The 14805-nt window shown below is 43.8% G+C and carries 10 protein-coding genes; 2 read left to right on the top strand and 8 right to left on the bottom strand.

All coding sequences use genetic code 11. The features are described 5' to 3' along the window. Positions 1 to 359: 359 nt before the first annotated feature. A complete protein-coding gene (locus QK890_RS01890) occupies positions 360 to 2105 on the top strand; it encodes an SGNH/GDSL hydrolase family protein (RefSeq protein ID WP_032539383.1) in 1746 nt (581 codons plus the stop codon). Between the two features lie 43 nt (positions 2106 to 2148). On the opposite strand, the gene QK890_RS01895 is transcribed toward QK890_RS01890, so the two are convergent. From QK890_RS01895 to QK890_RS01920, 6 genes are all read right to left on the bottom strand, one after another. Beyond that, entirely contained in the window at positions 2149 to 2823 is a 675-nt protein-coding gene (locus QK890_RS01895) for a MarC family protein (protein WP_005805743.1), read from the bottom strand. 181 nt (positions 2824 to 3004) lie between these two features. Then, positions 3005 to 4342, bottom strand: a complete 1338-nt coding sequence (locus tag QK890_RS01900; RefSeq protein WP_101603135.1) for a HAMP domain-containing sensor histidine kinase — start codon at positions 4340 to 4342, stop codon at positions 3005 to 3007. A gap of 17 nt (positions 4343 to 4359) precedes the next feature. Beyond that, a complete protein-coding gene (locus tag QK890_RS01905; RefSeq protein WP_005777552.1) occupies positions 4360 to 5034 on the bottom strand; it encodes a response regulator transcription factor in 675 nt (224 codons plus the stop codon). 33 nt (positions 5035 to 5067) lie between these two features. Continuing rightward, on the bottom strand, positions 5068 to 8193 hold the full coding sequence (locus QK890_RS01910) for an efflux RND transporter permease subunit (RefSeq protein WP_005777550.1): 3126 nt from the start codon (positions 8191 to 8193) through the stop codon (positions 5068 to 5070). Between the two features lie 14 nt (positions 8194 to 8207). Beyond that, positions 8208 to 9296, bottom strand: coding sequence for an efflux RND transporter periplasmic adaptor subunit (locus QK890_RS01915; RefSeq protein ID WP_005777548.1), 1089 nt, complete (start codon positions 9294 to 9296; stop codon positions 8208 to 8210). Positions 9297 to 9309: 13 nt separating this feature from the next. Next, positions 9310 to 10572, bottom strand: coding sequence for a TolC family protein (locus QK890_RS01920; protein ID WP_250709868.1), 1263 nt, complete (start codon positions 10570 to 10572; stop codon positions 9310 to 9312). A 231-nt stretch (positions 10573 to 10803) separates the two neighbouring features. Here QK890_RS01920 and QK890_RS01925 point away from each other — a divergent pair, with 231 nt between their 5' ends. After that, entirely contained in the window at positions 10804 to 11160 is a 357-nt protein-coding gene (locus QK890_RS01925) for a co-chaperone YbbN (RefSeq protein ID WP_005777545.1), read from the top strand. Positions 11161 to 11228: 68 nt separating this feature from the next. Here the strand turns inward: QK890_RS01925 and QK890_RS01930 are convergent, their stop codons facing one another. Together QK890_RS01930 and QK890_RS01935 are read right to left on the bottom strand one after the other, a co-directional pair. Beyond that, positions 11229 to 13769, bottom strand: a complete 2541-nt coding sequence (locus tag QK890_RS01930; protein ID WP_250703458.1) for a helix-turn-helix domain-containing protein — start codon at positions 13767 to 13769, stop codon at positions 11229 to 11231. 159 nt (positions 13770 to 13928) lie between these two features. Beyond that, complete coding sequence (locus QK890_RS01935) at positions 13929 to 14801, bottom strand: F0F1 ATP synthase subunit gamma (protein WP_005777539.1); 873 nt, start codon at positions 14799 to 14801, stop codon at positions 13929 to 13931. Positions 14802 to 14805 lie beyond the last annotated feature (4 nt).

The raw sequence follows: 14805 nt of genomic DNA on the forward strand, positions 1-14805 counted from the left end.
GTCGGATCCTTATCTCGGCCCGGGCATGCGGGCTCATCGGCCCGGGTATGCGGGCTCATCAGCCCGGGTATGCGGGCTCGTCAGCCCAGGTACGCGGGCTTGGATAAAGAGTTGTATGACAATGGTTAATCTACTACACTTCTCCGGTAATAGCCGGCCGGATTCTTTCTTAAAAAAGAAACAACGAAGCGCTGTTTCCACATCGCTGTGTGCGAATGGAAGGTTTTGTGGGGAGGGACAAGGGAGGAAGACGGTTGTTAGATGAAAGAGCCGTGTGTAACTCGTCTATTATTGGTCAGGACGATTGCATATTTGAGATGGAATAATTACCTTTACATGCCCCTAATACGATGATGATTATGAAAACAACCAAACTCCAACTTTCCCTTTTAGCCCTTTTCCTGGGATGTGTTTCTCTGCAAGCACAATACAAATGGGCAAATCCATTAAACCAAGATATCCATGTGGTGCGCGGACAAGCATGGCAGAGCGAATTAAAAGATTCATATGCCCGACTGCCTCTACGGGCCCGGGATAAAGTGCGCAAGCCTTTATGGGATTTGGCGCAGCAAAGTGCAGGACTGTCTGTTGCGTTCCGTTCCAATGCACCGGAAATAAAGATTCGTTATGTGGTGAAAGGCGGACTCTCTATGCCACACATGCCGGCAACCGGAGTTTCGGGTGTAGACTTATACGCTACGGACAACAACGGACGGGAACGATGGTGTGCCGGACGATACTCCATGGGTGACACGATAACCTACAGTTTCAGCGGACTTTCATATGCAGCCAAATCCGGTAACGGGTTCGAATATCAATTATTTTTGCCGTTATACAATAAAGTATCGTGGATGGAAATAGGAGTTCCTGCCGATGCCTCTTTCCGTTTTCTACCGGTCTCACAAGAAAAACCACTGGTTATATACGGTACTTCTATTGCACAAGGAGCTTGCGCTTCCCGCCCGGGCATGGCATGGGGAAATATTTTAAACCGGAAATTGGGACATCCGGTCATCAATCTTGGTTTCTCCGGCAATGGAAAGCTGGAAGAAGCGCTCTTTGATCTATTGTCTGAAATCGATGCGCAATTGTATATCATCGATTGCATGCCCAATCTGTCGGGAAAGAAAGAATCCGCCGTTGTATACGAGCGCACTCTGAAAGGAGTGAAAAAGCTGCGTGAAAAGAGCCGGACCCCTATCTTGCTGGTAGAACACGACGGTTATAGCAACGAATATAGTTCCGAAAGTGCGGAAGAATCTTATCGTGTAGCCAATGCAGAACTGCGCAAGGCATATGAAACGTTACAAAAAGAGCAGGTTCCGGCTGTATACTATCTGACCAAGGAAGAGATCGGTATCCCGATGGATGCCATGGTAGATGGTGTTCACTCCACCGACCTGGGTATGCAACAATACGCTGACAGCTACCAGAAGAAAATACGTGAAATTTTGCGTGAAGACAATCAAGGACCTGCTTCGTGCATCCCATGCAAGCAACAAAGAGATCCGTATGATTGGTACGGCCGTCACGAAGAAATCTTGAAACTGAACAAACAAAGTGCTCCTGAAATAGTGATGATCGGCAACTCGATAACACACTTCTGGGGAGGCGAACCCATCGCGCATAACCAGTTTGGCAAAGAATCCTGGGAGAAATTATTCAAAGGGAGAAGTGTACGCAACCTCGGATTCGGCTGGGACAAAACAGAGAATGTACTATGGCGCATCTATCACGGAGAACTGGACGGTTTCCAGGCTCGCAATATATTTCTGCTGATAGGTACCAATAATCTGTTATTCAACAGTGATGAAGAAATTATAGAAGGTATCTGCCGGATCGCAAAAGCCATTCATGAACGTCAGCCGCAGGCAAAACTCTGTATCATGGGCATCCTGCCAAGAAAAGGGATGGAAGCCCGCATTGCCGGAATCGATGCGGAATTACAAAAACAACTGGCAGGCAAAGACTGTACTTACATTGACCTTGCTCCGCAACTGACGCAAAAAGACGGATCGATAGACTCTTCTCTGTTCCGTGACGGACTGCATCCGAATGCAGAAGGATACAAACGGATCGCAAAGGTGCTGAAAGGGTATCTATAAGCAGAGATCCGGTTGCTGATAAATACATATCAACCTTTCATCATTACAAGATATTCAGATGAAAGATCTGAGATATACCTGTTACCGAAATCTGTATGCCGATGCAAAATGTAAAAAAGGCTACGAGCTTATTTATAATCTGATTGCCTACAGGCCCGAGTTTCTGAATAATCCTCTGCCCCTGTGAGAGGAAAACATACAGTATCGCAGCCATACAGATGATGACAAGTGCGATAACAAAATAGTTGATTCCGGTCTGCAGTAGTTTCCCTTTGACACTGGCAGAGGCCATCAAAGTGAATATGACAGATATACTGCCGGGACCGATGCTGATGGGGAATGTGATGGGGTAAAATATCTTCTGTTCTATATTCTTCCATTTAAAGCTATCCAGATTTTGGTTAGACTCTCCCTTATCAGAAGAACCGGAATCGGCAAGCAATTCCATTGCCGTTTTACAAATCAGTATGCCGCCTCCAAGCTGAATCACAGGAATGGCCAGACCGAAAATCAACAAAAACAGATGCCCTATCACCAAAGTACCGACACCGATCATTATAAAGTTGAAAATCAGCTTCTGAATGGCAGTCTTTCGCTGTTTTGGGTCCAGGTCTGTAAAAAAGCCATTTACGACAAAACCGTTTCCCAAAGGGTTTACTACGGGAAACAAAGCCATAAAGGAGGATGAAAATATGATTAGCAGATTACTCAACGACATAGTTCTTGCTTTTTAAAACACTTTATTAAGAATGCAACACTCATCTACAAACACAGATTGCCTCTTATTGATGTTATAAATGCAAGAAACATCTTCTTATTGTGATATTTTAACAGCCCATCATATACGTGCCAAAGCATATGCTAACGTACGTACCCCACTTAGAAATCCGGATGATGCGTCACCCGAAAATGACCTTCACTTCCGTCCCCTTCCCTTCTTCGGAGGCAATCTCTATTTTTCCTCCGTAAACAGAAAATATTTTCGCTGAAAGGCTGAGTCCAACCCCCTGCCCTGTATATTCTCTCGTATTACTTCCCCGGTAGAACGACTGGAAGATATGTTCTATCTCGTCCTTGGGAATTCCGATTCCGGAGTCCCCGACCGCTATTCCCCATCGTTCCCCCTCTTTGTAAAGCCGCACAATCACCTCTTCTTGCGAATACTTGCAGGCATTGTCTATAATGTTCTGCAAGGCTATCTTAAACAAATAAGGATTTGCATCGACCACAGCACTCTTTACGCCCTCCTCCGGATATTGCAACCGGAGGCGGGGGACAGCAGAACTCATCTCCTGTAATAAGTCTGCCAGATAAATCTTTTCGACGTTGTTTTTCCGGATATCCTCTTCCTGCCTCGACAAAAACATCAAATGCCTGATCAAGTTAGAGAGACGTTTGCTTTCCCCGGCAATTCGTTGAAGGGCTTCGACATATTCCTCCGTGCTACGCTCCTTTAACAAACTGATTTCACACTCACCCTGAATGGCGGTAATGGGATTATTCAATTCGTGGGAAGCATGGCTGACAAACGATTTTTCTGCTTTGAACGCAGTGTCGATACGGTCGAGCATACTGTTTAATGCTTCTATCAAATGATCCAGTTCATCTTTATTGCCGGTAGTCTTCAGTCGGCGGTTCAGGCTATTGCCCCGTATCCGCTGCAGCTGCAATAAAATATGTTGTAAGGGGATTAATATTCTCGTAGAATAAAGTTGTCCCATGAAGAAGATCAATACCGAACTGCTGATTATCAGGAAGGTAGATAATACCAGCAAATGTTCCTGTATTTTAACCCCATAGCCATTATGCGACATTACGATTACGATAAAGTTTCCCTCATTGTCAGGATAGTACAAAGCAGCTCCCAACATATCTTTATGGACAAAAGATACCGATGACATCTCCTTTGAATCAAGGAGCAGTTTTTGTTGCCCGGCAGAAAGATATTTATTCAACGTATCACGTACCACGACGTCACTGTCCATATTCAGCAAAATCTCTTTGGCCTCCGGCAACAGTTCATCATACTTCCGTTGAATGGCCAGATAGCTTTGTTCGTCCACCTCATCCCGTTCCCAATGTTTCTGGGCAGTCAGAAAAGCTTTTTCCCGAAGATACGACTGATACAATCCGTCGATATACCTCGAACTGAAGAGATAAAACACTCCAATGACGATCATGGTGGTCAACACTGTTATCAACGTATAAAAGAGGGCAATCTTACGTCCGATTTTCATAGTCAGGTGTTTTTTAGTCAGGCATACATGATATATCCGGAACCAACTACAGTATGAATCAGTTTCTTACTAAAGTCTTTATCAATCTTACCACGAAGGTAGTTTACGTATACATCCACTACATTGGTATTCGTATCAAAATTCTTATCCCATACATCTCTCAATAATGTCAGGCGCGAAAGCACCAATCCCTGATGGGTCATAAAATATTCCAGTAAACGGTATTCCTTGACGGTGAGGTCTATCTCCGCTTCTCCACGTCTGGCACGGCGGCTGTTACAGTTAAGCACCAAATCATCACATACCAACTGCCGGGCGGAATCTTCTCTTCCTCTACGCAGGATGGCCTTGATCCGGGCTTCCAGTTCCTGAAAGCTGAAAGGCTTCACCAAGTAGTCGTCAGCTCCCGCATCCAATCCTTTTACGATATCCTCCGTCGTACCCAGCGCAGTCAACATAATCACCGGAACCAGATAACCATACTGACGGCGATAGAGACGGCAAAGCTCCAAGCCATTCATTCCGGGCATAATAATATCTATGATCAGCAGATCGAATACTTCCTGCCGGATCAGTTCCCATCCGGAATTACCGTCATTGGCAACTGACACTGTATGTCCGAACTCCTTCAGTCCCCGTTCTATGAACGAAGCTATATTCACTTCATCTTCTACCAATAATATCTTTGCCATAACTTTTGAGTTTTAAAGTGACAAATATACGGTTTACACTCGTCTTTGCCGCAGCTTTCCATCTTTATCAAACAAAGTTTTACCATAAATGGCCTCTACAATCAGCGGAAAAATAAAAAGCGTAAAGAAAGTATCACACAATACGCCACCGATAATAACAATGGCAAGCGGACGCTGTGACTCGGAGCCGATACCATGGCTCATGGCTGCCGGCATCAGTCCGATAGCAGCCATAGCAGCCGTCATCACAACCGGCCGGACCCGCGAATGAACCGTACTCTTCACTGCTTCGGCCAAAGACATGTGCGAATGCACATTCGACTTAATACCCGAAATCATAATCACTCCGTTCTGAATGCAGATGCCGAACAAGGCTATAAAACCGATCCCGGCAGAAATTGAGAAGTTGAAGTGAGTGATCAACAGGGCAATGATACCGCCGGCCGCCGCAAATGGGACATTCAACAATACCAGTCCTGCATCCCGGGCATTGGAAAACAGGATGAAGAGGATAACGAATATAATGGCAATACTGACGGGAACAACCTGTGCAAGGCGTTTGCTGGCACGTTGCTGATTCTCAAAATCTCCGGTCCATTTCAGTGTATATCCGTCCGGAAGATGTACCGAAGCTTCCACTTTCTTTTGTGCTTCGGCAACGGCAGACCCCATGGCACGACCACGTACAGAGAACTTAACAGCACAAAAACGGGTATGGCTGTCACGGAATATAAGCAATGGTCCTGTAATGGTCCGGATATCTGCCAATTCCTTGATCGGGATCATCGCACCATCCATCGCTGGTACCAGAATCTTACCTATCTGCTCTTCGTTCTGGCGGAACTCTTCATTATAACGAACCATGATATTGAACTTACGCTCGTCTTCATAGAGCAATGAAGCAGATTTACCTCCGATGGCCATCTCAATAATAGATTGTACATTTTCTTTCGATACACCATAACGGGCAAGCTGTTTTTCGTTCAACTCGATGCGAAGTTCCGGCTGACCTATATTCCGGATCACTCCCAGATCTTCAATACCTGCTACGGTTCCCAACACTTTGTTTATCTGTACAGCCAGTTTCTCTGCCTCATATAAATCCTTCCCGAAAACCTTAACGGCAATAGAACCTTTTACACCCGAAGCGGCTTCCTCCACGTTGTCGGTAATCGGTTGTGAGAAATTGAAATCGGTACCGGGATAGAGAGCAAGGGCAGATTGCATTTTTTCAATCAACTGTTCTTTACTGAGTCCGCTCTCCCACTCTTTCTCCGGATAAATATCAACATGAAATTCCACATTGTAAAAACCGGTAGCATCAGTCCCATCATTCGGGCGCCCGGTTTGCGAGAGCACCTGCTTTACTTCGGGAAAAGCCAACAGCTCTCTACGCATTCTGTTGGCAAGTGAAACTGACTCATCCAGAGAAATGCTTTGCGGAAGGGTAGCACGAATATAGATGGCTCCTTCATTCAACTGCGGCAGAAACTCCATCCCCAGAAAAGAGTAAAGAAACAGCCCGGCTCCTCCGACCAAAGAAGCTAATCCGATGGACAGCTTACGATGAGCATGAAAAATGGCAAATAAGGCCGAACTTTTCTCTCTAATAAAACTCACCAAAAAATTACTTTTCTCACTCACATTTTTCCTTAACAGGATGGATGACATGACCGGAACCAGGGTCAAAGTAAAAATCAAGGCTCCCAGTAAAGCAAATCCCAATGTATAAGCCAAAGGAGAAAACATTTTCCCTTCCACCTTTTGAAACGAGAATATGGGGATTAACGCCGTAATAATAATCAGCTTGGAGAAAAAGACCGCTTTGGCCTTTTCTTTGGCAGTATTCCGGATCAGCCCCATCTTCGACATCCGGTTGAAAACGGGCATCCCCACTTCTCTCGCTTTCCGATCGAGAGCAACGAATATACCTTCTACCATCACTACGGCCCCGTCTATTATGATCCCAAAGTCAATGGCTCCCATAGAAAGCAGATTGGCGGACATCCCCATTACATGCAAGCAGATAAAAGCAAACAACAGGGATAAAGGGATAATGACAGCTACCACTACCGTTGTCCGCCAGTCCGCCATAAAGATGAATACAATGAAAGTTACCAATAGTATGCCTTCCACCAGATTGTGCGTTACTGTATGTACAGCAAGATCCACCAGGTCTTCCCGATCATAAAAAGGTACAATCTTTACATCCGTCGGTAAGATGCTTTCGTTCAATTCATCTATTTTCATCTTCAGCCCGGATATCACTTCACCCGGGTTCTCTCCCTTGCGCATCACTACAATACCTTCCACGACATCATCCTCGTCCATTCGCCCTACCTGTCCCAGACGAGGTAAACAAGATTCACGGACATCAGCCAGATTCCTCACCAGAATGGGAGTACCATTGATATTTTTCACTACAATGTTCCGCAACTCCTCCAAATCGTTAATCAGCCCTATACCTCTTACGACATAAGCCTGGGAGCTTTTGGTTATTACATCTCCGCCCACATTAATATTACTCTTCGAAATGGCATCATAAAGTTCCAGCGAGGTGATGCCATAATTGATTAACTGGTTTGGGTTGACACTTACTTCACAGGTTTTTACTTCACCACCGAAACTGACAATATCCGCCACACCCGATACGGCACGCAGATTGCGATCGATCACCCAATCCTGAATCGTTTTCAGTTCGCGTACACTCCGTTTGTCACTTCGCAGGGTATAGCGGTAAATCTCTCCTGTAGGTCCGTAGAGAGGCTGCACCTCAGGAGTTACTCCTTCCGGCAGATCGGCATCATTCAATAAATTATATACCTGTTGACGAGCAACAAAATCATCCACATGATCCTCAAACAGCACATTGATGACTGACAACCCAAACAAGGTTGTCGAACGGATATCTGTCTTCTTCTGTACCGAATTCATGGCTATCTCCACCGGAATCGTAATAAACTTCTCTACCTCTTCGGCACTGCGTCCCGGCCACTGGGTAATGATGGTCACTTTCGTATTCGTCACATCGGGAAATGCATCGATCGGAGTGTGTCTGAATGAAACCACACCGGCGATGATGGCAATCACCGTACAAAAAAAGACGAAAAACTTATTCTTCAACGAAAAAGCCACAATATTGTCTATAAACTTATGCATAGTTTTTTTCGCTTTTAGTCTGCATTCAAAGCATTGTAGACCAATAATACATTTTGATTCAACACTCTGTCACCTTCTGAAAGTCCGGAACGGACATAACATTCCTTACTCAGCTGTTTGTAAACATCAATCTCCTTAATCGATAAACGGTGGTCCGTAGCCACTGCCACAACATAGTTTTTCCCTCCTTCGAATATCAGGGCATGTGCATCGATCCGGGGCATTTGTTTCCCGGACGACTTACACTCCACACCGACATTGGTAAACATACCCGGCTTCAGCAAGTAATCTTCATTACACAATTTAATGCGCACATTCATCGTCTTACTTTCGGTATCCAGCATGTGATAGACTTTATCGATACTTCCGGAAAAGACCTTATCGGGATAAGCCAAGGTAGTGATATGTACGGGTGCTCCTTCAACTACTCTGCTAATATCACTTTCATAAACATCTGCCATCACCCATACATTTTCCAGGCCGGAAACAGTGAATATCTCCTCACTCTGATCGGAGCGGAGTTGCATGTCTTTACTCACCTTTTTGTCTACAATAAAACCGGAAACCGGAGATTTGATTTCGTAAAATGATCGACCGCTGAAATGGTTGATGGAAAAGATTTCTTTGATGCGGTTCTCTTCCGCCTCTGCATTAGCCAATTCCTGTCGCACCTGCAATACGTCTTTATCAGACGCCAAGCCTGAATCGAACATATCCTGAGTGGCATCCATATTTCTACGGGCAATGATAACCTGCTGGTTTGCTTCCTTCATTTGTTTCTCGTAGTCAGCCACTTCACCGCTACGGATCACCGCAAGTATATCTCCTTTTCGTACGTAATCCCCTACTTCGGCATGAAGCTCCGCCACAGTACCGCCAAACATAGGATAAATGTGCGCTACCTGCTCCTGATTGAAAGTCACACGCCCGTTTAGAACCAGTTCATCCGTCACATCATGCAGACGTACCGTATCGACAGAGACTATTTTCAGTAAACTATCTGTCAGACATAAGTTTGTATGCACCTCAGATTGCTTCATCTTTGATGAACAACCTCCCAACCCCAGAATCAATATACATGGAAAGTATTTTGTCCAATTCATAAATTATATGGATTTAATTATTAAAGACATGTTGCCCGACTACTGCATTCAGATTCTCAATGCCGAGAAATACGTTTTTCTTTATATCATAAAGCTGAATGCAGGTCTCTTTATAGCTATCGTAAAAATCGATAAACTCTAAAAGACTGATATTACGTTTGATAAAGTTTTCATTGGCTCCGGCTATCAGTTTCTCAAAGTTATGTTCCAATCCTCTATCTACTGACCGATAAAGCCTGAACGCTTTATCTAAGGCAGTATAGGCAGCATACAGTTCTGTCTCAGCTTTACTGCGAATATATTCCTGCTCCCGGCCTGCCTTCAGGAGATTGAAGCGTGCCATCTTGATATTCCCTTGGTTACGGTTAAAGATAGGAACAGACATACTAAACCCGATAGCGAAATAATTATTAATAAAATTACCTTGACGATCATAGTTACCTTTCACTGAAAATTCGGGAAAGGCCAACGATTTCTGTAATTTCAGATCGGCTTGCGAAGCAATGATATTACTACGTGCCATCTTTTGGTCAGGCCTCACGGATACCATCTCTTGTAAACCGGCATAAGACAATCCATTTATGGTCAAACGTTCAAGCGAACCTTCATCTACTATTGGCTCAGTGAGAAAATCAATGGGCAAGTTCAATAATAAATTCAACTCTCCCCGCCGTGATAGATAATGGCTCTCACATTCGCTCATATCCTTTTTCAAGGAGAACAGCATTGATTCGAGACGGGTCATCTCCATTAAAGAAACATTCCCCTTCACATGCTGTTCCTTAATGCCTGCCAACAAATGTTCAAGCGAACTGACCTCTTTATCATAAACCGATAATGACTTTGACAGATAGTAAACTTCGATAAAAGCTTCCCCAAGCTCCTGACGTAAAGTCCGCATTACTTCCTCAAACTGATAACCGGCAATTTCCCGGTTTATTTTCTCCAACCGTATTTGCTTATTCCGTTGTCCGGCAAGACGGATCACCTGTTCTATCTCTACAACAGATTCACCGCTCTTACCAAAATCAAAATAAGTGCCATTAAGCCGGTTATAAACATTTTGTTCGAATGAGATCACCGGGTTATCAAATAATCGAGCTTGAAGCAACCTGGCTTGTGCCATATCTATATTGTAGCGTTCGGCCAATAGGGATAAATTACATTTCAGGAAACGTTGCTCGGCCTCTTTCAGCGTCAAGCTCCCGGAGGGTTGCTGTGCTCCGGCAATTCCGAAAAATCCAAGAAAAAAGAGAATAAAAAACTTTCTGGTCATAGTCCTTGTTATTTTGATGACAAAAGTACAATTCACACTTCACGCAGACCGTTTGAAAGCAATTATAAGATACTCAGATGAGATTAGAAAGTTATTAGAAAGCGGAAAAAGCAGGACAAGGAAGAATTGCTAATACAATAGGAGAAATAGCTATCTGCCAATAACTCCGATCTTCCTATCTTTGCAACATCAAAGAAACAAACAAGTAGTAACCCTTTAAAAAATAGAAATATGAAAGTCATCGATTTAACCAAAGAAAGTTTTGTAGAAAAAGTTGCAGATTATCAAGGATATCCGAAAGAATGGAAGTTTAAAGGCAACAAGCCCTGCCTGGTAGATTTTCATGCTCCCTGGTGTGTATATTGCAAAGCACTGTCACCCATACTGGATCAACTGGCTGTAGAATATAATGGTAAAATAGATATTTATAAAGTGGATGTAGATCAGGAACCGGAATTGGAAGCGGCTTTTGCCATTCGTACAATCCCTAATCTGCTGCTTTGTCCTGTTGGAGGAGAACCGACCATGAAATTAGGAACCATGAATAAAACGCAACTAAAAGCGTTAATAGAAGAGGCACTATTATAATTTACCTGACTAAGCATTGGGTACGTCAGTCAACCACGGTAAAACGTAAGCTGACTGACGTACAAATCTTATGATTCTTTTTTTTCGGCAGCAAGTACCAGCCTTATATCTGCATATGAAACCTCATCACCCAAAGCAGCTTTAATTGCCGTAAGTCCTTTGTCACTTCCATTAGCTTGCACATAACGGGTAATTTTCATAATCTTTTCTTTCGGAACGAGCTGCTCTATCTTAACTGCTCCCAAGCGTACATAATGCTCCAGATGTCCGGCTATAGTCCCTGAAACCAACTCACGTTCCTTGGCTATCTCTTCGATATTTTTCCCCTGCCTGAAAAGACGATAGGTTATCTCTTTGGTGTCAAGTTTTGGCTCCTTCACGGGTTTAGTTTCTTTTAGAGGCTTTGGCTCTTTCGGTTCCTTAGTTTCTTTTTTGAGGGTCAATGTTATTGCAGGCATTGGTGGACGTTCTATTCCTTGTTCCTTTACATACCGGCTCACCATTTCAAGCAAAACATCGCCGTACTTTTCGGCACCACGCTTCCCAAAATATGGAATACGCACCAACGAAGCTGTATCACAGGGCAATAAATTCACAATGCCCAGTATTGCTTTCTGTTGTATAACAGTGTAAACAGGAAGATTAGCTTTCGAAGCTTCTGAGTTTCTCCATGCAATCAACTGTTTATACAGTTCCGGATGTAGGATATCGGTAGGAACTTCTATTTTTTCAGCAGTTCGGGGTTTACGTTCCGATCTTCCGGACGAGGATGTACTTTCTCCTCCGGAAACGGATAAGGTCAGGACAGCCTTATGTTTTAGAAAAGCTGATACGGTAAAACCTTCTTTTTCGGTATAATAGAGTGTTCCCAGCTTCACATGTAGTGTCGTCTTCAATGTATCTAACGCTTCGGAAAATTTCTTTTTCAGTTCTTTATTATCCGTTTCTACCTTTGTAGAAACCATCAGTGGGTTTAACAAATCCTCCAGGTGTTTACGGAAATAATGGGCACCGGCCACAATTCGTTCATTCAGCTTCGGATTTGCGTCATAGTCCTCCACCTCCACCAACAGAGTCGAATATTGCAACTTGAAAGTATCGGCAACCTTCATTATCTGAGCTTTATACAGATCGATCGTTTCTTTATACCGTTCCAGCAACTTTGGATAGAGTCGGTATAAGTGTTCATCGAGCAGACGCAGAACACGTGCGAAATGTTGCTCAAGAGGATGAAAATCGAATTGTTCACATAGCAACTCGTAGAAATAATGTTGACGCAACAGAGCCAGCTTATGCTTATCAGGGGTCAGTTCTCCGGCATTACGGGTGAATTCGTCAATCGTGTCGTCACTGATAATAGACTCTCTCCTTAAAGGAGAACTGAGTACCAGTCCCTGAAGAGATTTACAACGACTCAGCGCAACATAAACCTGCCCATGAGCAAAAGAAGCGTTTGCATCAATGATGGCACGTTCAAAAGTCAAACCCTGACTTTTATGGATCGTTATAGCCCATGCCAAACGAATAGGATACTGCCGGAAAGTACCTTCAACCTCTTCCGTTATCTCTTTCGTCTGCGGATTCAGACTGTATTTACTATTTGTCCATTCTTCCGTTTCAAGTAAAAAGTCCTGCGATTCTCCATTTCCTTTCACCCGGATGCCATCTTTACCAACAGCCGTAACCAAACCGATCATTCCATTATAATATCGATGTTCCCCGGAAGAGTCGTTTTTAATAAACATAATCTGAGCCCCTTCCTTGACAGTGAGCATTTCATCCGCCGGATAAGCCGATTCCGGGAAAGTACCTTCTACCCTCGCCTGAAAGCTGAAAGCCCTGCCGGAAAGAGAAAGCAGCTGTCTGTCATTATATTGCTGGGCCTGATAATTATGTGTCGTCAGCCGGATGTACCCTTCTTCTTCTCTCGGACGAAACTCCGGAAGATAACGTTTATTCAATTCTTCCAGCACAGATTCGTCGGCCTCTTTGTCTCTGATTTTATTTAATAATCCGACAAAAGCCGTATCGCTCTGCCGATAGACTTTCTTCAACTCTATAGTGATATATTCAGTCTCTTTCAGTGAATGACTGCCAAAGAAAAATGCCGTGTCATAATAAGAGGTCAACAAGTTCCAGTCTTCTTCCTTTACTACCGGAGCCAACTGCTGTAAATCGCCTATCATCAGAAGTTGAACACCTCCAAAAGGTTTCGAACGATCCCGATAACGACGCAACACTGCATCCACCGCATCAAGTTGATCGGCACGTACCATACTGATTTCATCGATCACCAACAGGTCCATGCTACGGATAATATTGATTTTTTCTTTCCCGAATTTATGGAAGCTTTGTTGGGCAGAATTGAATGTACTCTCCGGAATATATGGCGCAAAGTTTAATTGGAAAAAAGAGTGTATGGTGACACCTCCGGCATTAATGGCAGCAATCCCCGTAGGAGCGACCACTACCATGCGTTTGGGAGTTAATTCCTTTAACCGACGAAGGAAGGTTGTTTTTCCGGTTCCGGCTTTTCCTGTCAGAAACAGATGGGTACCGGTATTTTCAATGACTTGCCAGGCTAATTCTAATTCGTGATTTTCTTCCATGAAATAATACTTTGCTACAAAGTTATAGCAAAAGAAAGAAGAAACCAATATAATAATAAGTTATTTTGCCACAGAAGACACAAAGGCTACGGACGATGATTGGTTGTCAGTTTCTTCATTGATAACAACTCCGCAACCTTTGTGCCCCCTGTGGAAAGTTTAAGCCATACTACCGCCCACAATATCAAGCAACTCGTTTGTAATGGCTTGCTGGCGGGTCTTATTATACTGCTTTGTCAGTTCCTGAATCAGTTCATTGGCATTATCCGTTGCTATTTGCATAGCTAAAGTACGTGCGGCATGTTCGGATGCATTAGAATCGAGAGCAGCCGTAAAGATCTTTTGACTCAAAACCTGCGGAATCAGATCTGCTATCAACTGGGCTGCGGAAGGTTCTATGATATAGTCATTTACCATTCCGGTTTTCCCGTCTTCATTCTGAACGGCAGACAGATCAATCGGCAAGTATCTTTCACGCAACAGCTCCTGTATTCCCATCGATCTGAAATGATGATAAATCAACTCCACCCGGTCGATGTTCTTCTCCAGAAAAAGTTCCATCAACAATCTGGCCAACGCAGCAGCTTCATCGTACGAAGGCTTATCTGCCAGTCTCTGATAGCTCCCTTGAGAAAAAAATCCTAATTTTTTCACAGCTTCCTCTATTTTCTTGCCAACTGGATAGATCAGGATATTATCCTGCCCCAGCTCACGATATTCTCCAACCGTCTGCAAAAACATCTTTAGTACGTTCGCATTGAAAGCACCACATAAAGAGCTGTTGGAAGAGAAAGCTACAATAGCAATACGCTTGACAGGGCGTTCCGCACAGAATGGAGACTCTACCGGAAGGTCAGCACTCAGAAAGTTGGTCAATATCTTATTCAGTTTCCTCTGATAAGGCAGCATGTTTTCAATGGCTCCCTGTGCCTTGTGTAACTTGGCAGAAGCCACCATCTTCATTGCTGAAGTGATTTTTCGGGTACTCTGTACCGAATTTATTCTGGTTTTTACTTCTTTTAGTGAAGCCATAGTC

Origin of the sequence: Bacteroides sp. NGMCC 1.200775 (assembly GCF_040798045.1) — a bacterium.
In the GTDB taxonomy this organism is placed as follows: Bacteria; Bacteroidota; Bacteroidia; order Bacteroidales; family Bacteroidaceae; genus Bacteroides; species Bacteroides hominis.

What these genes read in the sequence shown, in the direction of transcription:
- QK890_RS01935 (WP_005777539.1), bottom strand. Translation starts at nt 14,801, where the DNA reads ATGGCTTCACTAAAAGAAGTAAAAACCAGAATAAATTCGGTACAGAGT.
- QK890_RS01930 (WP_250703458.1), bottom strand. Translation starts at nt 13,769, where the DNA reads ATGGAAGAAAATCACGAATTAGAATTAGCCTGGCAAGTCATTGAAAAT.
- QK890_RS01900 (WP_101603135.1), bottom strand. Translation starts at nt 4,342, where the DNA reads ATGAAAATCGGACGTAAGATTGCCCTCTTTTATACGTTGATAACAGTG.
- QK890_RS01905 (WP_005777552.1), bottom strand. Translation starts at nt 5,034, where the DNA reads ATGGCAAAGATATTATTGGTAGAAGATGAAGTGAATATAGCTTCGTTC.
- QK890_RS01915 (WP_005777548.1), bottom strand. Translation starts at nt 9,296, where the DNA reads ATGAATTGGACAAAATACTTTCCATGTATATTGATTCTGGGGTTGGGA.
- QK890_RS01890 (WP_032539383.1), top strand. Translation starts at nt 360, where the DNA reads ATGAAAACAACCAAACTCCAACTTTCCCTTTTAGCCCTTTTCCTGGGA.
- QK890_RS01920 (WP_250709868.1), bottom strand. Translation starts at nt 10,572, where the DNA reads ATGACCAGAAAGTTTTTTATTCTCTTTTTTCTTGGATTTTTCGGAATT.
- QK890_RS01895 (WP_005805743.1), bottom strand. Translation starts at nt 2,823, where the DNA reads ATGTCGTTGAGTAATCTGCTAATCATATTTTCATCCTCCTTTATGGCT.
- QK890_RS01925 (WP_005777545.1), top strand. Translation starts at nt 10,804, where the DNA reads ATGAAAGTCATCGATTTAACCAAAGAAAGTTTTGTAGAAAAAGTTGCA.
- QK890_RS01910 (WP_005777550.1), bottom strand. Translation starts at nt 8,193, where the DNA reads ATGCATAAGTTTATAGACAATATTGTGGCTTTTTCGTTGAAGAATAAG.